Genomic DNA, 24957 nt, shown 5'->3' on the forward strand with positions numbered 1-24957 from the left:
CTGTGGCCTACGGGAACATATCGTTCACCAGCGGCCTGAGGCAGCCGAACGAGTGATCGCCGTACCGTGTTCGTCGGCGACGGGCACGGATGCCGATGCGATCGAAAAGGGTGCCAGGGGCAGGGGTTCGGACCACCGGCCCGTCACACTCTTACCTGTATTTCATCCATCCACAGCTTGCCCCCAGACAGAGCACAGCCTGCGCCCATCGGCCGTATGCATGGTGCAGTGGTGACATCTGCCACCGACCCCCTGCCCCCGGCCCCCGGTCACTCCGACGTGACCTCCGGCGCACCGACCGCCGAGCCGCCTCAGGGGCCGCCCCCCACATCCACCACACCCCGCTGGTCGCTACCCGCGCTCGTCGCGATCCTGGTCCTGGCGGCCGTGCTGTACTCCTGGAACCTCTCCGGCTCCAGCCTCAACAGCTTCTACAGCAGCGCCATCTACAGCGGTACGCAGAACTGGAAGGCCTGGTTCTTCGGCTCGCTGGACGCGGGCAACTTCCTCACGGTCGACAAGCCGCCCTTCTCCCTGATGGTGATGGGCCTGTCGTGCCGGATCTTCGGCTTCGGCACCTGGCAGATGATGCTGCCGGAGGTCGCCGCCGCGCTCGGCACGATCTGGATCCTGCACTCCTCCGTGAAGCGGTACTTCGGCCACGTGGCCGCGATCATCGCGGCCCTGGTCCTCGCGCTCACCCCGATCACGGTCGCCATCAACCGTGACAACAACCCCGACACCCTCCTCGTCCTCCTGATGGTGGCGGGCGCGGCCCTCGGCCTGCGCGCCGTGCGCACCGAGCGACTGCTGCCGCTGATCGGCTCCGCGGTCTGCTTCGGCTTCGCCTTCAACACCAAGCTCCTCCAGGGCTACATCGCCCTGCCCGCCGTCTTCGCCGTGTACCTGTTCGCGTCGAAGCTCGGCTGGAAGAAGAAGCTCGTCCAACTGTCCCTGGCCACGGTTGCGTTGGCCGTCTCCAGCTTCTGGTGGGCCACGGCCGTCTCCCTCGTCCCCGCCGCGGACCGCCCCTATATCGGCGGCTCGACCGACGGCACCGCCTGGGACCTGATCATGGGCTACGACGGCTTCGGCCGCGTGTTCGGCGGCGAGGGCAACGGCGGCGGAGGCGGGGGTGGCGGCGGAGGCACCTTCGCCGGCACCGCGGGCCTCGGCCGCATGTTCAACGACATCCTCGGCGGCCAGATCTCCTGGCTGCTCCCCTTCTCGGCCATCGCCCTGATCGCCGGCCTGGCCCTGGTCGGCCGCGCCCCGCGCACCGACCCGACGCGCGCCGCGCTGGTCATGTGGGGCGGCTGGACGCTGCTCCACTACGTCACCTTCAGCATGGCCCAGGGCACGATGCACCCGTACTACACGACCGCGCTCGCCCCGGGCATCGCGGCCCTGTGCGGTGGCGGCGGCGTCATGCTGTGGCGCGCCTTCCGCGGCGGCGACGCACGCTGGTCCTGGGTCCTGCCGGCCGGCCTCGCGGTCACCGGTATCTGGGCGATCGTCGTACTACGCCGGGCCTCCGGCTGGAACACCTGGCTGTGGCCGACGATCGGCGTCCTCATGATCCTCGCGATCGTGGGCCTGTTCGTGTTCCGCTCGGGCTCCGGCAACCGGGCCCGGCTGCTGACCGCGTCCATCGTCGCGGCGATCATCGCCGCGCTCGCCGGCCCGACGGCGTACGCCGTGACCCCGGCCGCGTCCAGCGGCTCCGGCGGCGGCATGGGCGGCACCAACCCGACGGCCGGTCCGTCCACGGGCGGCGGCATGGGCGGCGGTCCCGGCGGGGGCGGCAACCGCGGCGGCTTCGGCGGCACTCGGGGCGGCGAGATGCCCGGCGGCACCCAGGCGGGCGGCGGTACGGCTCCCGGCGGGATGACCCCGGGTGGCGGTGGCACCGGTGAGGTGCCGCAGGGCGGCGGAGCACCGAGCGGTGCGCCGACCGGCGGCACGACGGGTGGCCAACAGGGCGGTACCACCGGGGAGTTCCCCGGCGGCGGTACGGCTCCTGGCGGCACCGGCAGTGGCACCGGTACGGCTCCGGGCGCCGCCACCGGCGGTACGCGCGGCGGCTTCGGCGGCGGTGGCGGCATGGGCGGCACCACGTCCAGCGCGCTGATCTCGTACCTGGAGAAGCACCAGGACGGCGCCAAGTGGCTGCTCGCGGTGTCCAATTCGCAGAGCGCGGGCCAGCTGATCCTCAGCACCCACAAGCCCGTCATCTCCATGTGGGGCTTCACCGGCTCCGACAAGGCGATGACCCTCGCCAAGCTCAAGGAGCTGGTGAAGAAGGGCGAGTTGCACTACATCCAGCTCGGTGGCGGCGGTATGGGCGGCAACAGCAGCCTGAACACCGAGATCACCGCGTGGGTGCAGAAGAACGCGACGGCGGTGAAGGAGAGCGCGTACGACAAGAGCGCGTCGACGGAGAAGAGTTCGAGTTCTTCGTCCTCCTCCTCTTCTTCTTCCTCCACGACCAGCACGTCGACGATCTACCGGCTGGACCCGTCGGACGTGAAGTGACGCCGACGTAGGTGCCACAGACGTAGCTGAACGGCCAACGGCCCCCGACCACACGGTCGGGGGCCGTTCTGGTACGTCATTCCACTGTCAACTCGCGTAGACACGGGGCAAATTGTCGCTTCCGGTCACCTGATCGACACGTCTCGTTTATTTACAGGACCGCATGTGCATGTCACGCTCCCGTTTGCCGCCCCATTCAACCCGCGTAGATGGGACACTCTTTATGTTCGCGACTCGCATGCACCGCTGGAAATCGGTGGCGTTGACCACCGCAGCCGTCCTGGTCGGCCTCACCGTGCCGACGCTGACCGCGACCCCGGCTTCGGCCACGACCACGGCGTACGACGCGACGTACTACAAGAACGCGGTCGGCAAGACGGGTACCAGCCTCAAGTCCTCGCTGCACACGATCATCAGCAGCCAGACGAAGATCTCGTACTCCGCGGTCTGGGACGCGCTGAAGGTCACCGACCAGGACCCGAACAACAGCAGCAACGTGATCCTGCTGTACAGCGGTGTCTCCCGCGCCAAGTCCCTCAACGGCGGCGACGTCGGCGACTGGAACCGCGAGCACACCTGGGCCAAGTCCCACGGCGACTTCGGCGAGGTGACCGGTCCCGGCACCGACCTGCACCACCTGCGTCCGGCGGACGTGCAGGTCAACAGCATCCGCGGCAACCTGGACTTCGACAACGGCGGCAGCGCGGTCACCAACGGCGGCGGCAGCACCGTCGACTCCGACTCCTTCGCGCCGCGCGCGGCGGACCGGGGCGACGTGGCCCGCATGATCCTCTACATGGCCGTGCGCTACGAGGGCGACGACGGCTTCGCCGACCTGGAGCCCAACGAGAAGGTGGGCAACGGCAGCAACCCCTACATGGGCAAGCTCTCCGTCCTCAAGGCGTGGAACGAGGCGGACCCGCCGAGCGCCTTCGAGGAGAACCGCAACCAGGTCATCTACGACACCTACCAGCACAACCGCAACCCGTTCATCGACCACCCGGAGTGGGTCGAGGCGATCTGGTAGGTCCGCGTGGCGAGTCGGGCTCCTCGTGATGTGCGAGGGGCCCGATCGTCGTCCGGAGCGCCGGTCAACTGGACGGCTGCCGACTGGGCCCCGCACCCCCACCCCCACCCCCCACCCTCAATCCAGCATCTTGTATCACCGACTTGACACAAGATGCGATGCCCCGTCATCTTGTACTCGACATTTGATACAAGTGCCACGACGGGGGACCACCATGCTCGACACCGCCCTGCCCGGCCCGCACCGACGCGCTCGCGCCGCATTCTTCGCCCGGTGGGGCGGCCTCGCGCTCGGCGCCGCGCTCGCCTGGGGGATCGCCCGGAGCGACCGCCTGGGGCTCGGAATCCTCCACGCCGTCCCGGTCTTCGGCATCTGCGCCGTGGCGGGCATCCTGGCCGCGGACGCCCTGATCCCCAAGCAGCAGGGGCCGGTACGTCGGGCGGGGCTCACCCCGCGCCGTATCCGCGACTTCCTCCCGATCCGCTTCGCCACACTTCTGGCCACCCAGGCCGTCGCGCTCGTCATCCTGCTCACGGCCGCCGCGTTCACCGCGTCCGCGGACGACATGGGCCGGGCGAGCCGCTCACTCAGCGCCGCCTGCGGTGGACTGACCGAGTCGCACGGTCCCTGGCCCGGCCTCTTCTACGGCATCCCGATCCTTGCCGCCCTCGGGATCGGCAGCGCCGCCTGCGGCTACGCCCTGTACCGCATCACGCGGCGCCCGGCCCCCGACGGTGACTCGGCGCTGCTCGCCGACGACGAGGAACAGCGCCGGGACCGGGCGCGCGCGGTGACGGCCGCGTGGGGACTTCTGGTTTCCGCTCCGCTCGCCGGCTCGGCGTTCTTCGCATCAGGTGCACTGCGCTCGCTCTCCTGCCTCGGACCCGCGCCCCACGCCGTCGGCTGGATCCTGCTGCCGGTCGCGGTGACGGCCGGCTGCACGGCCGTATGGTCCCTGTTCGTCCTTGCCGCCCCGCTCTCCGTCCCCCGGAGGCAGCCATGACCCGCCCGACCGTACGGGTGGACACGACCAGCCCGGTCCCTCCGTACGAGCAGATCCGGACTCAACTCGCCGCGCTCATCGGCGGCGGCCACCTCCCGGAGGGCGAGCGGCTCCCCACCGTCCGCCAGCTCGCCGCCGACCTCGGTCTGGCCGCCGGTACCGTGGCCCGCGCCTACAAGGAGCTGGAGGCCGCGGCCCTCATCCACACCAAACGCGGAGCAGGCACCCGGGTCGCCGCCGTACCCAGGTCCACTCACCCCGACACCGCGCGGCTCACCCAGCTCGCTCACGAATACGTCGCTGCCGCCCGCGCGACCGGTGCCGACGAGACAGCCGTCCTCGCCGCGGTACGAACCGCACTGGACTGAACCGGCGCGGCAGCCCAGCCTCTCCCCTAAAGCGGCTGCCCGCTGTGGAGTTGGGCATCAACGGCCCGCCGCACCTCAGCGAACCGCTCATCGTGACGAGTCCCGCCTGCCAGATCACTCAGGGCGTACGCCGAGTACATGAACCCGTCCGTCGTGTGGAACTGCGCACCCCAATTGCCGAGGCCCACCGCGCTGACCCGCGACCACGGCAGACGCTGTGTGCCCCAGGGATTCACCATGACGATCATGTCCGTCGTGAGTTCCAGGCGGGTGCGCAACAGCCCCCACCAGGCGAAGAAGCCGAGCGCCACCGCGAAGGCAGTAGCGATCCCCGCGGAGTCCGCCGACTGCGCGTCCGGCTGGGAGAGCACGCCCAGCCAGGCGGACAACGCTCCGCAGGCCGGGACGCCAGCCAGCACGTAGCCCATGAGGCGGCCGGACCACCCGACCCGCCACACACCGATGACGCCGTCTCTCACATCGTCCACGGTGCGAATGATCCTCGCCGGTGCTGCACAGAGCAACGACGTCGAGACCACGGCCGACCGCGGAACACCCTCGGTCTGGGTTCATCGACCCCGCGGAACCGGCCGGCCCCTCCGCAGGCACAGGTGCTCCGCCGTTCGGTGGAAACCGGAGTTCCGTCGGTGCTCGTGCGGGGACGGCGGCGGGCAGGACGGCATCGTGGCTCCCGTCCCGATTCACACGTCCCGTAGTCCAGCAGGAGGACTTCATGCTCGGCACCGACTTCACCACCGGATCGCCCAACTGGCTCGACCTCGGCAGCCCCGACACCGATGCGGCTGCCGCGTTCTACGGCGCCGTCCTCGACTGGCAGTTCGTCTCCGCCGGGCCCGAAGCGGGCGGATACGGGTTCTTCCAGGTGGACGGGAAGACCGTCGCCGCCCTCGGACCGCTCACCGACGAAGGGGCGAACTCCGCCTGGATGATCCACTTCAAGGCCGACGACATCACGGCCACCGTCCAGGCCGTCACGGCCGGCGGCGGAACAGTCCGCCTGGAGCCCATGGACGTCATGGGCGAGGGTTGGCTGGCCCAGGCCACCGATCCGCAGGGCGCCGAGTTCGCGCTCTGGCAGCCCGGCAGGACCGCGGGCCTGGAACTCACCTCCGCCCCGAACACCCTGCTCTGGGCCGAACTGCACGCCCCCGACCCGGAGGCCGACATCGCCTTCTACCAGGGCCTGTTCGGCTGGCGCAGCCAGGAGATGCCGGCGCCCGGAATGACGTACCGGGTGCTGAGCACCGACGCCGGGGACCAGCAGGACGCCTCCTTCGGCGGGGTCGCGCCGCTGGGCGACGGCGAGGGCGAACAGCCGCGCTGGGTACCGTACTTCCACTCGACCGACGTCGACGCCATGATCGCTGCGACGCAGTCCAACGGCGGTTCCGTCCTCATGCCGGCGACGGACGTACCGGAGGTCGGCCGGATGGCCTGGCTCGCGGACCCGTTCGGCGCGGTGTTCGCGTTGCTGAAGCCGGATCCGCGGATGTGACGCCGAACGCGGCCGACCTCGTCCGGGGCGGTGATCCTCACGGAGGCCGAGAGCGGTTCGTGGTCGACGCGCTCGTCGTCGAAGATCGTGAAGCGATGGTCGCCCTCACGGATGATGCGGGAGCAGTCCGTTCGGGCTCTGACGGCCTCGGCGACGTCGTCCGGAAGGTCGAGGAAGTGGCGCTGGACCGCATCACGCGTGGCTTCCCGTGGTCGTTCTCCTCTGAGCAGGCGGACCGGGTCGTCCGTCTCGACTCCGGCGGCCGGCACGCAGCGCGCCCAACGGGCGTCGGCCGCGCGGAAGGCCGGGTCCTTGTTCAGATTCTTGCGGGCCTGCTGCTCGCCCTCGCCGAGTTGGATGGTCACCTGGAGCCCTCGCCGGCGCTGGGAGCCCAGCAGCCGCTTCCCGGCCTCGGCCTGGCAGCCCGTGGCCGACACGGACACCTTGATGAGCTTGCCCCGGGTGGAGGCGGACCGGTCGGTCCGCGGGCGGGCGCTGCTGGCCGGCGGAGCCGACGGACTGCTCGGCGGGCTGGGACCGCAGATGCGCTGGGAGGCACCGGTCCTCCATGTGCGCTATCCGGCGGAGGAGCGCGACCTCAGGCTCGACGGGCGCGGGCTGACCCTCGTGCCGTCGTACTTCTGCTGGGGTCCCCCGATCGCGCTGGCCGACTCGGCGCTGCCGCCCGTGCTGGTCTGTCCCGTGCTGCGCGAGGTACGGCCGGCCGCCGTCGACCGGCCCCTCGGCGTACTGCTCGGCCGGACCCGGGCACAGGTGCTGCGGGGCATCGCCCCGGGCGGGACCACCGGCGAACTGGCCCGGCTGGCAGGGGTGTCGGCGCCCACGGTGAGCCGGCACATCACGGCCCTGCGGGACGCGGGGCTCATCAGCAGCCTCCGGTTCGGCACCAGTGTCCTGCACACGCTCACCCCGCTCGGGGCGGCGCTGCTGCGCGGGACGGACAAGCCGGTCTCCGCCGTCCCCTGACCTGACACCGCGGCGGACGGCGAACAGCCCTACTGCTCGCCCGAGTCGAGATGTGTCGCCGCGAACATCCGCAGCAGAGCCGGGAGTACGACCACCGAGGGGCCGGGTACGGCCAGGGCCTTCGCGAGATCCGCTTCCAGGGTCTCCGGGGTCGTACGGACACCCGGGACCCCGAACGACTCGGCGAGCGCCACATAGTCCGGCCGGGTCAGCTCCGTGGCCGTGGCCTCGCCGAACGCACCCGTCATGTACTCGCGCAGGATCCCGTAGCCGCCGTCGTCGACGATGAGCCAGGTGACGTTCAGGTCGTACTGCCTGGCCGTCGCCAACTCCGCGATGGAGTACAGGGCTCCGCCGTCGCCCGACACCGCCAGCACCGGACGCGTCGGGTCCGCGGCGGCAGCGCCCAGCGCCGCCGGGAAGCCGTAGCCGAGGCCGCCCGCGCCCTGGGCGGAGTGGAGATGGTTGGGGCCCTTCGCGTCGAAGGCCGACCAGGCCCAGTAGGCGAGGATCGTCATGTCCCAGAAGGACGGGGAGTCGGCGGGCAGGGCCTTGCGTACGGACGCCAACACGTCCTGTTCCAGGGTGAGTTCCTGGGACGCGATGCGTTCCCGCACCTTCGCCAGCAGCTCCCTCACCCGCTCGGCCGCCGTCTCGTCCGTGCGCTCCGTCACCGTCTCCAGCAGAGCCTGAAGCCCGTGCCAGGCATCCGCGTGGATCCCCAACGCCGGGTGGTTCGCCTCCAGTTTGCCGAGGTCCGCCTCGATCTGGATGAGGCGCCCCCTCGGCTTGAACGTGTGGTAGTTCGACGACAGTTCACCCAGACCCGAGCCCACCACCAGCAATACGTCCGCGTCCTCCAGGAAGTCCGTCGTGTGCCGGTCCTCCAGCCACGACTGCAACGACAGCGGATGGGTCCACGGGAACGCGCCCTTCCCACCCGGCGTCGTCACCGCCGGAGCCTGGAGCTTCTCCGCCAACTGCCGCAGCTTCTTCGACGCGTCCGCCCGTACCACTCCCCCGCCCGCGATGATCGCCGGACGGGCCGCGCGCGACAGCAAGTCGGCTGCTACGGCGGTCAGTTCGGGGCGCGGGACGAGGTCCTCCGGTGTCGCGTCCACCGCCGTCACCACCGGGAGCAGGGTCTCGGCCAGCAGCACGTCCTGCGGGATCTCCACCCACACCGGGCCGTGCGGAGCCGTCAGCGCCGACTTCCAGGCCTCCGCGATGGCGGACGGGATCTGTGACTGGGCGCGGACGGTGTGGACGGACTTCACCACGCCCCTGAACGAGGCGGACTGGTCGGGCAGTTCATGCAAATACCCATGCCTGCCGCCACCCAGGCCCGCCGTCGGGACCTGGCTGCTGATCGCCAGGACGGGGGCCGAGGCGGCGCGCGCCTCCTGGAGCGCGGCCAGTGAGGTCAGCGCGCCCGGGCCGGTCGACAGCAGCAGCGGCGCCGCCTCACCCGTGATGCGGCCGTACGCGTCCGCCGCGAACCCCGCGTTGTTCTCCACCCGCAGGCCGATGTAGCGGAGGTCGGAGCGGCGCAGGGCGTCGAACATGCCGAGCGCGTGCTGGCCCGGCAGGCCGAACACCGTCGTCGCGCCGAGGCCCGCCAGGGTCTCCACGACCAGGTCACCGCCGTTGCGCCCGGGGGGCGGGTTCAGGGCGGCGGTGATCTGCGCGGCCGTCGGGCGGAGTTCCAGGTCGTGGTCGTGGGTCACTTCGAACGAGCCTCGGCAATCTGACGGGACATGATCGTGATCAGGTCGTACGCGGTGTGGGACGCGGCCACCGACGTGATCTCGGCGTGGTCGTACGCCGGTGCCACCTCGACGACGTCCGCCGACACCAGGTTGCAGGATGCCAGGCCGCGCAGGATCTCCAGAAGTTCGCGCGAGGTCAGGCCGCCGGCCTCGGGCGTGCCGGTGCCGGGGGCGTGGGCCGGGTCGAGGCAATCGATGTCGATGGAGATGTAGAGGGGACGGTCGCCGATGCGCTGGCGCAGCTGGTCGGCGACCTCGTCGGCGCCCCGGCGGTAGACGTCCGCCGACGTGACGATGCCGAAGCCCATCTTCTCGTCGTCCTTGAGGTCCTGCTTGCCGTACAGGGGTCCGCGGATACCGACGTGCGAGAGCGCCTCGGTGTCGAGGATGCCCTCCTCAACTGCCCTGCGGAACGGCGTCCCGTGCGTGTACTCGGCGCCGAAGTACGTGTCCCAGGTGTCGAGATGGGCGTCGAAGTGCAGCAGGGCCACCGGGCCGTGCTTCTTCGCGACGGACCGGAGCAGGGGCAGCGCGATGGTGTGGTCGCCGCCCAGGGTCATCAACCTCGCGCCGGTGCCCAGGAGTTGGTCCGCGGCCTCCTCGATCGTCTCGACGGCCTCGTTGATGTCGAACGGGTTCGCCGCGATGTCACCGGCGTCCGCGACCTGCGCGAGGGCGAACGGGGACGCGTCCTGCGCCGGGTTGTAGGGACGCAGCAGCCGGGACGCCTCGCGGATCGCGTTGCCGCCGAAGCGGGCGCCCGGCCGGTACGAGACACCGGAGTCGAACGGCACCCCGACCACGGCGACATCGGCAGTGCCGACCTCGTCCAGGCGCGGCAGCCTGGCGTAGGTCGCGGGTCCGGCGTACCGCGGGGTGCGGGAGGCGTCGACGGGGCCTCGCGGCGTCTCGTTGCTGGTCATGGGCACTGCCTTCTTTCCTACGCTTCGTCGCGTATTGAGATCTTTGTAGGCTTTGTAGCCTTTGTGGGCTTTGTACTTCTGGCTACGACTTTACTGGTGGGCGGCGACCGGTTCGGACGCGAGTTCGGGGGCGCCGCGCCCGGCGAGCCGCTCCCGCCAGGCGGCCAGCACCGCCGCGTCGGTCGCCGGCGTCGCGAGCGACACGGCCACGTAGGCGACGAGGGACGACAACAGGCCGTAGTAGACGGGCTCGTTGGCGAGGATGCCGTAGGTCGCCATCAGGCCGACGACCGCGAGGCCGCCGACGATCACGGAGGCGAGCGCGCCCTGTGCGGTGCCGCGCTTCCACAGCAGGCCGCCGAGGATCGGGACGAGGAGGCCGCCGACCAGGAGGTTGTACGCCACCGTGAGCGCCTCCACGACGTTGTTCAGCGCGATCGCCGTGACGATCACCGCGACGCCCATGACGAGGATGAAGGCGCGGTTGCCCCGGACCTCGTCGTGCGCGTCCTCCGTACGGGACGAGCCGCCGCGCAGCTTCGACCAGATGTCGTTGTTGGCGACCGTGGCGCAGGCGATCAGCGCGCCGGAGGACGTCGACATCACGGCGGCCAGGGCGGCGGCGAGCACCAACCCCCGTACGCCGATGGGGAGTTCGTCCTTGACGATGGTCGCGAAAGCGTCGTCCGGGCTGCCCAGGTTCGGGTACAGCACCTTGGCCGCCGTACCGATGACGGCGCCGGCGAGGGCGTAGACGAGACAGTAGGTACCGGCGACCGTGCCGCCCCAGCGGGCCGTGGTGTCGCCGCGCGCGGTGAACACGCGCTGCCAGATGTCCTGGCCGATGAGCATGCCGAACGTGTAGATCAGGACGTACGTGAAGATCGTCTCGCCGCCGATGCCCAGCGGGTCGAAGTACCCGGTGGGCAGCTTCGCCTTCATCTCGCTGAAGCCGCCGGCCTTGACGACCGCGATGGGCAGCAGGAGCAGGAGCACGCCGATCGTCTTCACCACGAACTGCACCATGTCGGTCAGCGTGATGGACCACATGCCGCCGAGCGTCGAGTACGCGACGACGATCGAGCCGCCGAGGACGATCGCGACCGTGCGGTTCATGTCGAAGAGGACGTCGAAGATCGTGGCGTAGGCGATCGTCGAGGTGACGGCGAGCATGAGGGTGTACGCCCACATGACGACGCCGGAGATGACCCCCGCCCGGCCGCCGTACCTGAGATCGAGCATCTCCGACACCGTGTACACCTTGAGGCGGGCGATGCGGGCGGAGAAGAAGACGGAGAGGGCGAGCAGGCCGAGGCCGATGGTGAAGACCATCCAGGCGCCGGACAGGCCGTACTGGTACCCGAGGCCTACGCCGCCGATGGTGGACGCGCCGCCGAGGACGATCGCGGCCATGGTGCCGGAGTACATGACGGGGCCCAGCCGGCGGCCCGCGACCAGGAAGTCGCTCTTGGACCTGGCGCGGCGCATGCCCCACCAGCCCATGGCCAGCATGCCGGCCAGGTAGACGACGATGACGGTGTAGTCGACGGCCATACGGGGGCCTCCTTCGCGCACTCTCGGGGGGCTTGCGTCGCGACTGACCCTAGGTGGCCGGAAAGCGGCTGCGAAGTGTACGTTTCATCCATCCGAGCCCGAGGTGATGGAGGAAACGTCCACCATGCCGGACCTCACGCTTCCGCCCACCCCACCCGTGCCCCTCGCCGCGCTCCTGGCCCGCAAGGACCTCGGGCTGCGCCAGATCGCCGGGCCGTCCGACCCCGACATCGCGATCCACTGGGCGCACACGTCGGAGATGCCGGACCCGTATCCGTACCTGCTGGGCGGCGAGCTGCTGCTGACAGCGGGGGTCCACATCCCGGAGGCGGCCGGCTCGGGCACGTACTTCGACGACTACGTCTCCCGGATCGTCGAGGCGGGCGGCGTGGCCCTCGGCTTCGGCGTCGCACCGGTCCACGACACCGTGCCGAGGGCCCTGGTCGCGGCCTGCGACCACTACGACCTCCCGCTCCTGGAGGTCCCGCCGCCCACCCCCTTCTCCCGGGTGGCCCGCGCGGTCTGGCAGCTGATGGCACAGGCCCGCCTCGCCGAACTCCGCCGCGTCACCGAGGCCCAGCAGAGCCTGGCGGCAGCGGCCTCCCGCCCCGATCCGGTCCCTTCGGTGCTACGGCAACTCGCCCAACGGGTGAGCGGCCGAGCCGTGCTGTACGGCCCGGACGGCACGGAGATCGCGGCGGCGGGACGGGCGGCGACGGGGACGGAGACGCGGGAGGCGCTGGCGGGCCTGGCACAGGTGGTGCGCCCCACCGTCACCCCGTCCGCCTCCCCCACGTCGGCCACCGACACCGTCCCCGGAGTCCACCTCGCGGCCTACGCCCTCGGTACCGGTCAGGGCTTCGTCCTCGGTGTCGCCGCCCCGCGCCGCGACCCCGGCGACCACACCATCGCCTCCGTGGCCGCCGTACTGCTCTCCCTCCTCACCGGCGAACACCAGAGCCGCACGGGAGCGGACCGGTCCTCGGCGCTCGTACGACTGCTGCTCGGTGCCTCGCCGGAGGACGTCGCGTCGCTGCTCGGCGCGGACCGGTGGGTCGTCGTGCACGCCCGCCCGGACGCGCCCGCGCCCGACCCCGTCGCCGCGTCCGCGCTGGGGGCCGCGCTCGGTTCCGCGCTGATCGACCTGGCGGCGGACGTCGTACGACTCCTCGTCCCCGCCGACCGCGAGCCCGCCCCGCAGTCCGGCTGGACCCTCGGTGTCAGCGCGGCCGTCGCCCCGCGGGACTGGTCCGCCGCCGACATCCAGGCGGCCCGCGCCCTGGCCCGCGCCCGCGCGACCCGCGCCCCGCTGGTCCGGCACGGTTCCTCCGGCCGCCCCGGCCTCGCCGAACTGGTCCCCCACGAGGAGGCCGAGGCACACGCCCGCACCCTCCTCGCCCCGCTCACCGCCCAGCCCGCGCTCACCGAGACCCTGCGCACCTGGCTCTCCCTGCACGGGAGTTGGGACCGCACGGCGGTCGCCCTGGCGGTGCACCGCAACACCGTGCGGCAGCGGATCGCCCGATGCGCGGCACTGCTGGACGCGGACCTGGACGATCCCGACGTACGGATGGAGCTGTGGTTCGGCCTGCGTCACCTGTGAGCGGGCGGGGGTGAGTGATCCACATCCCAGCGTTCGGGACGTCGGGCGGGCGCACATCCCTCTGCTCCACAATGGGGACCATGCCGATACCCGGGACACCCAGCCGCGCCGAGCTCGTCGACCACCTTGTGAAGACCCGTATCGCGGGCGATGTGGCCACGCCCCGCGAGAACAACCTCTCCCACTACCGCAAGCTCGCGAACGGTGACCGCCACTACTGGTTCGGCCTGGAGCTCGGCAGCCGTTGGACCGACGAGCAGGACGTGCTCGCGGTGATGGCGGAGCGGGTGGGTGTCAACGACGATCCCGAGTACCGCTACGGCCAGGACACCATCGACCCGGAGCTGACGATCGCGGGGCTCGACCGCCTGGCGGCGCGGCTGCGCAAGGCGGCCGACGGACAGCAGCGGGTGCTCTTCGCGACCGGTCACCCGGGGGGCCTGCTCGATGTGCACCGTGCCACGGCCGCCGCGCTGCGCACGGCCGGCTGCGAGATCGTCGTGATCCCGGACGGGCTGCAGACGGAGGAGGGGTACGTCATGCAGTTCGCGGACGTGTCCGTCCTGGAGCACGGCGCCACGCTCTGGCACACCCACTCCGGTGAGCCGATGAAGGCGATCCTCACCGCCCTGGAGCGCGAGGGCCGCCCGCTGCCCGACCTGGTCGTCGCCGACCACGGCTGGGCGGGTTACGCGGGGCGGCACGGCGTCGACTCCGTCGGATACGCCGACTCGAACGACCCCGCGCTCTTCCTCGCCGAGTCGGAGGGCACCGTCCAGGTGGCGGTCCCGCTCGACGACCATGTGGTCAGCCCCAGGTACTACGACCCGATGACGGCGTATCTGCTGGCGGAAGCCGGGCTGTCGTCCTGAGTGCCTAGATCCCGGCGATCGACGCGGGGGCGCGCTCGGCGCGGGCGAGTCCCCGGATGACGTCCAGCGGACCGTGGCGCCGGACCGCGAGGCGGGCCAGCAGGGCGACGACCGGGGCCGTCACCTGTTCCGGGAACTCCGGGGTCGGCAGACCCACGCTGCACGCCAAGTCGTCGGCGTGGACGACGAGTTCCATCAGCCGGGTGAGCAGGAAGTCGTCGAGTTCGAGGGACCAGTCGCCCCAGGAGGGGACGCGGACGGGGCGCGAGGCGGGCGCCTTCGGCAGCTCGGTCCGCAGCAGTACGAGTGCCTCGTGCACGCGCGCGTGCAGTGCCGCGTGTCCGTCGGCGGCCGTCGTCTCGCCGCCCTGCCTGATCCGTCCGCTGACCGGTGCGTCGGCGTCGGCGTCCAGCCAGGTCACCCGCTCCAGGTAGTACTCCCGCAGAGGGATGACCGGTTCGGCCGGTACGGGTGCGGCGAGCAGTCCGGGCAGGGCGAGTTCGGGCCAGAACAGGTGGCCGGACAGGCCTCGGACGCTGTAGTGCCGCAGCGCGCTCGGCCGGTCCCAGGCGGCGGCGACGGCGGGGTCGGCGAGCAGTTCGCCGGCGATGTCGGCGGCCTGCGCGAAGGCCTCCCGGATCCGCTCGCCCCGCCAGTTCCACAACTCCTCGGTGTCCGTCATGCCGCCATCCCACCGTGCCGGCCGCGGCGGCTCAACTCCCTTTTCACGGCCACGGGTTCAGCCCCTCCGCCCGTCGCTGCGCGTACCCCGGTGTCGGGTCCAGGTACACCCGGTTCACCGCCGGGAACGCCTCCCGCAGCCGCTGTTCGGCCTGTTCGCAGGCCCACTCGATCTGCGCGGCCGTCGACCTGTCCCGGAAGTCGATCTTCGCGGCGACCAGCGCCTCGCGCGGGCCCTGCACGAGGGTCGTCAACTCCAGTACGGCCTCGATGTGTTCGACGGAGAGGAGTTCCTCGCGGATGCGGTCCCGCATGGGCTTGGGCAGCGGGCGTCCGATGAGGAGTTCGGCGTTGGAACGGCCCAGGACCCAGGCGACGTAGAGCAGCAGGAAGCCGATGCAGAGCGAGGCGATGCCGTCCCACACCCCCGATCCCGTGAGCTGGCCGCCGAGCAGGCCGCCGGCCGCGAGGACCAGGCCGACCAGGGCGGCGGAGTCCTCCAGGACTACGGCCTTGACGGCGGTGTCGGGGGTGTAGCGGAGGTAGCGCTTGAAGGAGGCGTCGAAGCGGGCCGCCTCGCCGCGCGCCTGGCGTACGCCCGTCCGCAGGGAGTAGCCCTCCAGGAGGAAGGCGACGCCGAGCACGATGTAGGAGATCAGCGGGTCGCCGAGGTCCTCGCCGGCGACGAGGGTGTGGATGCCGTCGTAGATCGAGAAGACCGCGCCGCCGACGAAGGTGGCGACGGCGGCGAGCATCGCCCAGATGTAGCGCTCGGGGCCGTAGCCGAGGGGGTGTTCCTCGTCGGCGGGTTTCGCGCTGCGTTTGAGGGCGGTGAGGAGGAGGAGTTCGGTGACCGTGTCGGCGACCGAGTGCGCGGCCTCCGAGAGCATCGCGCTGGAGCCGCTGATGACGCCGGCGACCGCCTTCGCGAGCGCGATGCCCAGGTTGGCGACGGCGGCGACGATCACCGTGACGGTGGACTCGCCGCCGCCCTCACCTTCCTCTGTGTCTGCCATGCCCTCAGTGTTCCCGAGGAACCCGGACCACGCCCTCCTGAATGACGGAGATGGCCAGTTGGCCGTCCTGCGTGTAGATCCGCGCCTGCCCGAGCCCGCGCCCGCCGGACGCCGACGGCGACTCCTGGTCGTAGAGCAGCCATTCGTCCGCGCGGAACGGCCGGTGGAACCACATCGCGTGGTCGAGGGAGGCGCCCACGACATCTCCTACGGCCCAGCCGCCGCGGCCGTGCGCGAGGAGGATCGAGTCGAGGAGCGTCATGTCGGAGACGTAGGTCGCGAGTACTACGTGGAGGAGCGGGTCGTCGGCGAGTTTGCCGTTGGTGCGGAACCAGACCTGGGAGTGCGGTTCGCGGGGCGTGCCGAACTGGCCGTACGGCGGCTCGTCGACGTAGCGCAGGTCGATCGCCTCGCGGGCCTCCAGGAACTTCTCGACGACCTCGGGGGCGAGGTGGTCGTAGCCGCTGAGCCGCTCCGCGGAGGTGGGCAGCGTGGCCGGGTCGGGCGCGGCCGGCATCGGGGCCTGGTGCTCGAAACCCTCTTCGTGTTTCTGGAACGACGCGGAGAGGGCGAAGATCGGCTGTCCGTGCTGTACGGCGACGGTGCGGCGGGCGCTGAAGGAGCGGCCGTCGTTCATGCGCTCGACGGTGTAGACGATGGGCGCGCCGGGGTCGCCGGGGCGCAGGAAGTACGCGTGCAGGGAGTGGGCGAGGCGGTCCTCGGGGACCGTGCGCCCGGCGGCGACGAGTGCCTGGGCCGCCACCTGTCCGCCGAAGACGCGGGGGACGACGGCGGCCTGGGACTGGCCGCGGAAGATGTTCTCCTCGATCTGCTCAAGGTCGAGCAGATCGAGGAGAGACTGAAGTGCCTGACTCATGGAGTCTTTTCTACTGGCCAGTAATTTCCGGGATCTTACGGGTCCGTGTCCTGGGCCTGCTTACAGGCCCATGTCCTTCGCGATGATCGTCTTCATGATCTCGCTGGTGCCGCCGTAGATGCGGTTGACACGGTTGTCCGCGTACAGGCGGGCGATCGGGTACTCGTTCATGAAACCGTAGCCGCCGTGCAGCTGGAGGCAGCGGTCGATCACGCGGTGGGCGACCTCGGTGGTGAACAGCTTGGCGCTGGCCGCCTCGGCGGGGGTCAGCTCACCGGCGTCCAGGGCCTCGGTGGCGCGGTCGACGACGGCCTCGGCGGCGTCCACCTCGGCCTGGCAGGCGGCCAGTTCGAACTTGGTGTTCTGGAACGCGGCGACGGGCTGGCCGAAGACCACGCGCTCCTGCACGTACTGCTTGGCGAACCGGACGGCGGCCTTGGCCTGCGCGTACGCGCCGAAGGCGATGCCCCAGCGCTCGGAGGCGAGGTTGTGGCCGAGGTAGTAGAAGCCCTTGTTCTCCTCGCCGAGGAGGTCCTCGACGGGCACCTTGACGTCGACGAACGCCAGCTCGGCGGTGTCGGAGGTCTTCAGGCCGAGCTTGTCGAGCTTGCGGCCGACCGAGTAGCCCTCGGCCTTGGTGTCCACCACGAAGAGGGAGATGCCGTGGCGGCGGTCCTCCTTGGTGGACGCGGCGGTGCGGGCGCAGACGATCATGCGGTCCGCGTGCACACCGCCCGTGATGAAGGTCTTGGCGCCGTTGAGGACGTAGTGCGTGCCGTCCTCGGAGAGCTTGGCGGTGGTCTTCATGCCCGCGAGGTCGGAGCCGGTGCCCGGCTCGGTCATCGCGATGGCCCACATCTCCTCGCCGGAGACGAACTTCGGCAGGTACTTCTTCTTCTGCTCGTCGTTGGCGAGCAGCTTGATGTAGGGCAGGCCGAGCAGCACGTGCACACCGGAGCCGCCGAAGGAGACACCCGCGCGCGCGGTCTCCTCGTACAGGACGGCCTCGAACTTGTACGAGTCGATGCCCGCGCCGCCGTACTCCTCGTCCACGCGGATGCCGAAGACGCCGAGCTCGGCGAGCTTGTAGTAGAACTCGCGCGGCGCCTGGCCGGCCGCGAACCACTCGTCGTAGACGGGGACGACCTCGGCCTCGATGAAGGCCCGGAGGGTCTCCCGGAACGCCTCGTGGTCCTCGTCAAACACCGTACGGCGCACCGCCGCCACCTCCAGCTAGCTCAAGGGTCCATTTCTAAGCGCTTGCTCAGAACATCACGGTACCGGCGAGTAGGGGGAGCGTCCAGCGGAACGGGCACGTAACGCTCGTCACTCCGTGCCTCACTCACCCACCCGCCTTTTGCCCACCCACCCGCCCGACTCGGTAGGCCGAGAGGTCCCGACACGGGGCTCTGCCCCGGACCCCGGGGATGGCGCCGGGCGCGCCCCCCAGCCCCAGCCGCGTCCACGCCTGTGCTCGTACCCGACGCGGTGCCTGGTCTCCGGCTCCCGACTTCCGCGTCCCCGCCTCCAGCTTCCGGCCTTCGGCCTCCAGCTTCCGGCTCCCGGCTGTCGGCTTTCGGCTTCCGGCTTCCGGCTTCCGGCTTCCGGCTTCCGGCTTCCGGCTGTCGGCTGTCGGCTGTCGAATTCCGATCGCCTCCGGCCTCCGGTTTCCGCCTTCCGACCTTCGGCCCTCAGCTCCTGGCCTTCGGCCCCTGGACTAGCGGCCTCCCAGCCACCTCTTCCAGCCTCAGCCCGGATCCGCCAGGAACCGCCCCCTCACCCACCCAGCGCCGCAGCCCCGAACGCCCCCCTCGCCATCCGATGCAGCAGCTCCGCCGTCGCCCCCCGCCCCGGCAACGACCCCGGCCGCCCCAAATGTGGAGTCGAGTTCAGGAGCCCGAACACCGAGTGCACCGCCGACCGTGCGCTGGGTTCGGCCAGGTCCGGATACACCTCACGTACGACCTCCACCCACAGCTCGACGTACTGCCGCTGGAGCTGGCGGACCAGCTTGCGGTCGCTGTCCCGTAGTCGGTCCAGTTCGCGGTCGTGGAGGGTGATGAGCGGCCGGTCGTCGAGCGCGAAGTCGATGTGGCCCTCGATGAGCGAGTCGAGCAGCAGCTCCGAGGAGGTCACCCCCTCCGCCTCCGCCAGGCGGCGCTTCGCGCCCGTGAGCAGTTGGCCGCTGATACCGACCAGCAGCTCCGCGAGCATCGCGTCCTTGCCCGGGAAGTGGCGGTACAGGCCGGGGCCGCTGATGCCTACCGCTGCACCTATCTCGTCGACCCCGACGCCATGGAAGCCCCGCTCGGCGAAGAGCCGCGCGGCCTCCTTGAGGATCTGCTCGCGGCGGGTGGGGGCGTCGGTTCTCGTGGTCATGGAAGCAATTCTAGACAGGGAGGTTAGCGGTCGTTAACCTGGAGGACATAGTTAACGCTCATTAACCGTCGATGACAGTCGATCGCTGTGCGAGGGGACCGCGGAATGCAAGAGGCACCGGAGCTGACGAGCGCGGCCGATCCCGCGTCGGAGGCGTGGCGGGCCAACGAGGCGGCGCACCGCGCACTGGGCGAGGAGCTGCGGCAGAAGCTCGCCGCGGCCCGGCTCGGTGGCGGTGAGCGGGCCCGGGACCGGCACACCGCGCGCGGCAAGCTGCTCCCCCGCGACCGCGTCGACACGCTGCTCGACCCCGGCTCGCCCTTCCTGGAGCTGGCTCCCCTCGCCGCCGACGGGATGTACGACGGGGCCGCCCCCGCCGCCGGTGTCATCGCCGGGATCGGCCGGGTCAGCGGGCGCGAGTGCGTGATCGTCGCCAACGACGCCACGGTCAAGGGTGGGACCTACTACCCGATGACCGTGAAGAAGCATCTGCGCGCCCAGGAGATCGCCCTCGAGAACCGGCTCCCCTGTATTTATCTCGTCGACTCCGGGGGCGCGTTTTTGCCCATGCAGGATGAGGTGTTCCCGGACCGGGAGCACTTCGGGCGGATCTTCTACAACCAGGCCCGGATGTCGGGGGCGGGGATTCCGCAGATCGCCGCCGTGCTCGGGTCCTGTACCGCCGGGGGCGCCTACGTCCCTGCCATGAGCGACGAGGCCGTGATCGTCCGGAATCAGGGGACGATCTTCCTGGGCGGGCCGCCCCTCGTGAAGGCCGCCACCGGTGAGGTCGTGACCGCCGAGGAGCTGGGCGGCGGCGACGTCCACGCGCGCGTGTCTGGTGTCACCGACCACCTCGCGGAGGACGACGCGCATGCGCTGCGCATCGTCCGGAACATTGCTGCCACACTCCCCGCGCGCGGGCCGCTCCCCTGGGAAGTTACCGAAGCGGTCGAGCCCAAGGTCGACCCGTACGGGATCTACGGCGCCGTCCCCGTCGACTCCCGTACCCCCTACGACGTACGGGAGATCATCGCGCGCGTGGTCGACGGCTCCCGTTTCGCCGAGTTCAAGGCCGAGTTCGGACAGACCCTCGTCACCGGCTTCGCCCGCGTCCACGGCCACCCGGTCGGCATCATCGCCAACAACGGCATCCTGTTCTCCGAATCCGCCCAGAAGGGCGCCCACTTCATTGAACTGTGCGACCAGCGCGGCATCCCGCTCGTGTTCCTCCAGAACATCTCCGGCTTCATGGTCGGTCGGGACTACGAGGCGGGCGGCATCGCCAAGCACGGCGCCAAAATGGTCACCGCCGTCGCCTGCGCACGCGTGCCGAAGCTGACGGTCGTGGTCGGCGGCTCGTACGGCGCGGGCAACTACTCGATGTGCGGCCGGGCCTACTCCCCCCGCTTCCTGTGGATGTGGCCCGGCGCCAAGATCTCCGTCATGGGCGGCGAGCAGGCCGCGTCGGTCCTCGCGACCGTGAAGCGGGACCAGTTGGAGGCACGCGGGGAGTCCTGGCCCGCGGCGGACGAAGAGACCTTCAAGGACCCGATCCGGCAGCAGTACGAGCGCCAGGGCAACGCCTACTACGCCACAGCCCGCCTCTGGGACGACGGGGTCATCGACCCGATGGAGACCCGCCAGGTGCTGGGTCTGGCCCTGACCGCCTGTGCCAACGCGCCCCTGGGAGACCCCCAGTTCGGCGTCTTCCGGATGTGATGAGGGTGCCCGAGATGACTTATATGCGCGATACGCCGGACAGGATCGAGATGTTCGAGACGGTCCTCGTCGCCAACCGGGGCGAGATCGCGGTCCGTGTCATCCGCACCCTGCGCTCCCTCGGCGTGCGTTCGGTGGCCGTCTTCTCCGATGCCGACGCGGACGCCCGGCACGTCCGGGAGGCCGACACGGCGGTACGGATCGGACCGGCACCGGCGGCCGAGAGCTATCTGTCGGTGGAGCGGCTCCTGGAGGCGGCGGCCCGCACAGGCGCTCAGGCCGTGCACCCGGGCTACGGCTTCCTCGCCGAGAACGCGGCCTTCGCGCGCGCGTGCGCCGACGCCGGGCTCGTCTTCATCGGTCCTCCTGCCGACGCGATCGCCCTCATGGGCGACAAGATCCGCGCCAAGGAGACCGTGGAGGCGGCCGGTGTCCCGGTCGTCCCCGGCGGCCGTGACCCCGAACTGGCCGAGGCGGCACACAAGTTGGGCGCACCCGTACTCCTCAAGCCGTCGGCCGGAGGCGGCGGCAAGGGCATGCGCCTGGTTCGTGACCTCACCCTCCTGGACGACGAGATCGCCGCCGCCCGCCGCGAGGCCCGCGCCTCCTTCGGCGACGACACGCTCCTGGTCGAACGGTGGGTCGACCGCCCCCGGCACATCGAGATCCAGGTCCTGGCCGACGGCCACGGCAACGTCGTCCACCTCGGCGAGCGCGAGTGCTCCTTGCAGCGCCGGCACCAGAAGGTCGTCGAGGAGGCGCCGAGCGTGCTCCTGGACGAGGCCACCCGCGCGGCGATGGGCGAGGCCGCGGTGCAGGCGGCCCGCTCGTGCGGGTACGCGGGCGCGGGCACGGTGGAGTTCATCGTGCCGGGCAGCGACCCGTCGTCGTACTACTTCATGGAGATGAACACCCGCCTCCAAGTCGAGCACCCGGTAACGGAGTTGGTGACCGGGCTCGACCTGGTGGAGTGGCAGCTGCGAGTGGCGGCGGGCGAGCAACTGCCCTTCGCGCAGGACGACATCACGCTCACCGGGCACGCGGTGGAGGCGCGCATCTGCGCCGAAACTGTGTCTATTAAAGAGGGCGCGCGCGGGTTCCTGCCGTCCGGCGGCACCGTCCTGAAGCTGAACGAACCCTCCGGCGATGGCATCCGCACCGACTCCGGCCTCTCCGAAGGGACCGAGGTCGGCAGTCTCTACGACCCGATGCTCTCCAAGGTCATCGCGTACGGCCCCGACCGCGCGACCGCGCTCAGGAAGCTCCGGGCGGCCCTCGCGGACACGGTGACGTTGGGCGTGCCGACGAACGCGGGGTTTCTGCGCCGGCTTCTCGCCCATCCGGCGGTCGTGGCGGGCGAGTTGGACACCGGGCTCGTCGAGCGGGAGGCGGACTCCCTGGTGCCGGACGAGGTCCCCCCGGAGGTGTACGAGGCGGCAGCCGCCGTACGACTGGATGCTCTCCGCCCGAAGAACGACGGCTGGACCGACCCCTTCTCCGTGCCGGACGGGTGGCGGCTGGGCGGTACTCCGAAGCCGGTCGGCTTCCCTCTCAAGGTGACCGAGCCCGTGGAGTACGTCCCGCGCGGCACCCACACCGTTACCGAGGACCAGGTCGCGGTCACTCTCGACGGTGTCCGGCACACCTTCCACCGGGCCGGTGACTGGCTGGGCCGGGACGGGGACGCCTGGCAGGTGCGGGACCACGACCCGGTGGCCGCCTCGCTCAGCGGGGCCGACCGCTCCGGTGCCGGTTCGCTGACCGCGCCGATGCCGGGGACGGTGACCGTGGTGAAGGTCGCCGTGGGGGATCAAGTGACCGCGGGACAGAGCCTGTTGGTGGTCGAGGCGATGAAGATGGAGCACGTCGTCTCCGCGCCGCACGCCGGCACCGTCGCCGAACTCGATGTGACGCCCGGCGCGACGGTCGCCATGGACCAGGTGCTGGCGGTCGTCACACCTGCGGAGGAGGACCAGTGACACTCGGACCAGCGACACTCCCGATGGTCGTACCGGCCCCCGATCTGCCCGCCCGGGTGCGCATCCACGAGGTGGGGGCGCGGGACGGGCTGCAGAACGAGAAGTCGACCGTGCCGACGGAGGTGAAGGCCGAGTTCGTGCGGCGGCTGGCGGACGCGGGCCTGACCACGATCGAGGCGACCAGCTTCGTCCACCCCAAGTGGGTGCCCCAACTGGCCGACGCGGAGCAGCTGTTCCCGCTCGTGCGCGACCTGCCGGGGGTGCACCTCCCCGTCCTCGTGCCGAACGCCCGCGGACTCGACCGGGCCCTGTCCCTGAAGGCGACCCGCGTCGCCGTGTTCGCCAGCGCCACCGAGTCCTTCGCCAAGGCCAACCTCAACCGCACGGTGGACGAGTCGCTGGCCGTGTTCGCACCGGTCGTGGCCCGCGCCAAGGACGAGGGCGCCCATGTGCGCGGCTATGTCTCCATGTGCTTCGGCGACCCCTGGGAGGGCGCGGTCTCCCTCGCTCAAGTGGTGCGTGTCTGCCGGGCGTTGGTCGACATGGGCTGCGACGAGCTGAGCCTCGGCGACACGATCGGGGTGGCAACTCCCGGGCACGTCCTGGAACTTCTCGCCGCGCTCAACGAACAGCACGTCCCCACCGACGTGTTGGGCGTGCACTTCCACGACACCTACGGCCAGGCCCTCTCCAACACCCTGGCCGCCCTCCAGCACGGCGTCACCACCGTGGACGCCTCCGCGGGCGGCCTCGGCGGCTGCCCGTTCGCCAAGTCCGCCACCGGCAACCTCGCCACCGAGGACCTCGTGTGGATGCTCCAGGGTCTCGGCATCGACTCCGGCGTCGACCTCGCCCGTCTCACCGCCACCAGCGTGTGGATGGCCGAACAACTGGGCCGACCCAGCCCGTCCCGTACCGTCCGCGCACTCGGTAAAACAGCACAGCCCCACAAGGAGCAGTGACCGCCATGGACCACCGTCTCTCCCCCGAACTGGAAGAACTCCGCCGTACGGTCGAGGAGTTCGCGCACGACGTCGTCGCGCCGAAGATCGGCGACTTCTACGAGCGGCACGAGTTCCCGTACGAGATCGTCCGCGAGATGGGCCGCATGGGCCTGTTCGGGCTGCCGTTCCCCGAGGAGTACGGCGGGATGGGCGGCGACTATCTGGCGCTCGGCCTTGTCCTGGAGGAACTGGCCCGCGTCGACTCGTCGGTTGCGATCACGTTGGAAGCCGGGGTCTCGCTGGGCGCGATGCCGATCCATCTCTTCGGCACCGACGCCCAGAAGGCCGAGTGGCTGCCCCGGCTGTGCTCCGGTGAGATCCTCGGCGCCTTCGGGCTGACCGAGCCGGACGGCGGCTCGGATGCGGGGGCGACTCGTACGACGGCACGCCTGGACCCGGACACCGACGAGTGGGTGATCAACGGTTCCAAGTGCTTCATCACCAACTCCGGTACGGACATCACCGGCCTGGTGACGGTCACCGCGGTCACCGGCCGCAAGCCCGACGGCAAGCCCCTGATCTCGTCCATCATCGTGCCGTCCGGGACCCCCGGCTTCACGGTCGCGGCGCCGTACTCGAAGGTCGGCTGGAACGCCTCCGACACCCGTGAGCTGTCCTTCGCGGACGTGCGGGTCCCGGCGGCGAACCTGCTGGGCGAACTGGGCCGCGGCTACGCCCAGTTCCTGCGCATCCTCGACGAGGGCCGCATCGCCATCGCGGCCCTCGCCACCGGTCTGGCGCAGGGCTGTGTCGACGAGTCGGTGAAGTACGCCAAGGAACGGCACGCGTTCGGGCGGCCGATCGGCGCCAACCAGGCCATCCAGTTCAAGATCGCCGACATGGAGATGAAGGCCCACACCGCCCGCCTCGCCTGGCGCGACGCGGCCTCCCGCCTGCTGGCCGGCGAGCCCTTCAAGAAGGAGGCGGCGCTCGCCAAGCTGTACTCCTCCACCATCGCCGTCGACAACGCCCGCGACGCCACCCAGGTGCACGGCGGCTACGGCTTCATGAACGAGTACCCGGTGGCCCGCATGTGGCGCGACTCCAAGATCCTGGAGATCGGCGAGGGCACCAGCGAGGTCCAACGGATGCTGATCGCCCGCGAGTTGGGCCTCGCGGGCTGAGCCTCGCGGGCTGACAGC

At 70.7% G+C, this 24957-nt stretch carries 20 protein-coding genes and 1 pseudogene; 12 read left to right on the plus strand and 9 right to left on the minus strand.

The features are described from left to right. Positions 1-279 precede the first annotated feature (279 nt). The 4 genes from AB0I69_RS29445 (at position 280) to AB0I69_RS29460 (ending at position 4933) form a co-directional block, all read left to right on the plus strand. Positions 280-2535: a glycosyltransferase family 39 protein gene (locus AB0I69_RS29445; protein WP_363098923.1), complete on the plus strand. Its 2256-nt coding sequence runs from the start codon at positions 280-282 to the stop codon at positions 2533-2535. Between the two features lie 223 nt (positions 2536-2758). Next, a complete protein-coding gene (locus tag AB0I69_RS29450; RefSeq protein ID WP_363098738.1) occupies positions 2759-3562 on the plus strand; it encodes an endonuclease in 804 nt (267 codons plus the stop codon). A gap of 214 nt (positions 3563-3776) precedes the next feature. Then, entirely contained in the window at positions 3777-4565 is a 789-nt protein-coding gene (locus AB0I69_RS29455; protein WP_363098739.1) for a hypothetical protein, read from the plus strand. Then, positions 4562-4933, plus strand: a complete 372-nt coding sequence (locus AB0I69_RS29460; protein WP_363098740.1) for a GntR family transcriptional regulator — start codon at positions 4562-4564, stop codon at positions 4931-4933. Before AB0I69_RS29455 ends, AB0I69_RS29460 begins: the two co-directional genes overlap by 4 nt. A gap of 26 nt (positions 4934-4959) precedes the next feature. Here the strand turns inward: AB0I69_RS29460 and AB0I69_RS29465 are convergent, their stop codons facing one another. Further along, positions 4960-5421 (minus strand): hypothetical protein, encoded by a 462-nt coding sequence (locus AB0I69_RS29465; protein ID WP_363098741.1) that lies wholly within the window; start codon positions 5419-5421, stop codon positions 4960-4962. A gap of 245 nt (positions 5422-5666) precedes the next feature. Here AB0I69_RS29465 and AB0I69_RS29470 point away from each other — a divergent pair, with 245 nt between their 5' ends. After that, positions 5667-6449: a VOC family protein gene (locus AB0I69_RS29470; RefSeq protein WP_363098742.1), complete on the plus strand. Its 783-nt coding sequence runs from the start codon at positions 5667-5669 to the stop codon at positions 6447-6449. Between the two features lie 459 nt (positions 6450-6908). Beyond that, positions 6909-7436, plus strand: a pseudogene (locus AB0I69_RS29475) (winged helix-turn-helix domain-containing protein); the annotation flags it as partial. A 29-nt stretch (positions 7437-7465) separates the two neighbouring features. Here AB0I69_RS29475 and AB0I69_RS29480 read toward each other — a convergent pair. The 3 genes from AB0I69_RS29480 to AB0I69_RS29490 all read right to left on the minus strand — a co-directional run bounded on the left by AB0I69_RS29480 (position 7466) and on the right by AB0I69_RS29490 (position 11682). After that, positions 7466-9163 (minus strand): thiamine pyrophosphate-binding protein, encoded by a 1698-nt coding sequence (locus AB0I69_RS29480; RefSeq protein WP_363098743.1) that lies wholly within the window; start codon positions 9161-9163, stop codon positions 7466-7468. Continuing rightward, positions 9160-10128, minus strand: coding sequence for an agmatinase (speB, locus tag AB0I69_RS29485; RefSeq protein WP_363098744.1), 969 nt, complete (start codon positions 10126-10128; stop codon positions 9160-9162). Before speB ends, AB0I69_RS29480 begins: the two co-directional genes overlap by 4 nt. 90 nt (positions 10129-10218) lie before the next feature. Then, positions 10219-11682: a sodium:solute symporter gene (locus AB0I69_RS29490; RefSeq protein ID WP_363098745.1), complete on the minus strand. Its 1464-nt coding sequence runs from the start codon at positions 11680-11682 to the stop codon at positions 10219-10221. A gap of 124 nt (positions 11683-11806) precedes the next feature. Between AB0I69_RS29490 and AB0I69_RS29495 the strand changes: the two genes are divergently transcribed. Then, positions 11807-13285, plus strand: a complete 1479-nt coding sequence (locus tag AB0I69_RS29495) for a PucR family transcriptional regulator (RefSeq protein ID WP_363098746.1) — start codon at positions 11807-11809, stop codon at positions 13283-13285. A gap of 80 nt (positions 13286-13365) precedes the next feature. After that, the gene (locus AB0I69_RS29500; protein ID WP_363098747.1) at positions 13366-14157 is read left to right on the plus strand and encodes a phosphatase; all 792 of its coding nucleotides are present in this window, start codon (positions 13366-13368) and stop codon (positions 14155-14157) included. Between the two features lie 4 nt (positions 14158-14161). Here AB0I69_RS29500 and AB0I69_RS29505 read toward each other — a convergent pair whose 3' ends face one another. The 5 genes from AB0I69_RS29505 to AB0I69_RS29525 all read right to left on the minus strand — a co-directional run bounded on the left by AB0I69_RS29505 (position 14162) and on the right by AB0I69_RS29525 (position 19110). Then, the gene (locus AB0I69_RS29505; protein WP_363098748.1) at positions 14162-14839 is read right to left on the minus strand and encodes a maleylpyruvate isomerase N-terminal domain-containing protein; all 678 of its coding nucleotides are present in this window, start codon (positions 14837-14839) and stop codon (positions 14162-14164) included. A gap of 43 nt (positions 14840-14882) precedes the next feature. Continuing rightward, positions 14883-15854: a cation diffusion facilitator family transporter gene (locus AB0I69_RS29510; RefSeq protein WP_363098749.1), complete on the minus strand. Its 972-nt coding sequence runs from the start codon at positions 15852-15854 to the stop codon at positions 14883-14885. A 4-nt stretch (positions 15855-15858) separates the two neighbouring features. After that, on the minus strand, positions 15859-16731 hold the full coding sequence (locus tag AB0I69_RS29515; RefSeq protein WP_363098750.1) for an acyl-CoA thioesterase II: 873 nt from the start codon (positions 16729-16731) through the stop codon (positions 15859-15861). 60 nt (positions 16732-16791) lie between these two features. After that, positions 16792-17949: an acyl-CoA dehydrogenase family protein gene (locus AB0I69_RS29520; RefSeq protein WP_363098751.1), complete on the minus strand. Its 1158-nt coding sequence runs from the start codon at positions 17947-17949 to the stop codon at positions 16792-16794. A gap of 558 nt (positions 17950-18507) precedes the next feature. Continuing rightward, a complete protein-coding gene (locus tag AB0I69_RS29525) occupies positions 18508-19110 on the minus strand; it encodes a TetR/AcrR family transcriptional regulator (RefSeq protein WP_363098752.1) in 603 nt (200 codons plus the stop codon). Between the two features lie 105 nt (positions 19111-19215). Between AB0I69_RS29525 and AB0I69_RS29530 the strand changes: the two genes are divergently transcribed. From AB0I69_RS29530 to AB0I69_RS29545, 4 genes are read left to right on the plus strand one after another with little or no spacing between them, the layout of a single operon-like run. Further along, positions 19216-20832, plus strand: a complete 1617-nt coding sequence (locus tag AB0I69_RS29530) for a carboxyl transferase domain-containing protein (RefSeq protein WP_363098753.1) — start codon at positions 19216-19218, stop codon at positions 20830-20832. A gap of 50 nt (positions 20833-20882) precedes the next feature. Next, positions 20883-22811, plus strand: coding sequence for a biotin carboxylase N-terminal domain-containing protein (locus AB0I69_RS29535; protein ID WP_363098924.1), 1929 nt, complete (start codon positions 20883-20885; stop codon positions 22809-22811). 23 nt (positions 22812-22834) lie between these two features. Then, positions 22835-23773, plus strand: coding sequence for a hydroxymethylglutaryl-CoA lyase (locus tag AB0I69_RS29540; protein ID WP_363098925.1), 939 nt, complete (start codon positions 22835-22837; stop codon positions 23771-23773). 5 nt (positions 23774-23778) lie between these two features. Further along, entirely contained in the window at positions 23779-24939 is a 1161-nt protein-coding gene (locus AB0I69_RS29545) for an acyl-CoA dehydrogenase family protein (RefSeq protein ID WP_363098754.1), read from the plus strand. Positions 24940-24957: the final 18 nt, after the last annotated feature.

The organism is Streptomyces sp. NPDC050508 (genome assembly GCF_040655155.1).
Lineage (GTDB): Bacteria > Actinomycetota > Actinomycetes > Streptomycetales > Streptomycetaceae > Streptomyces.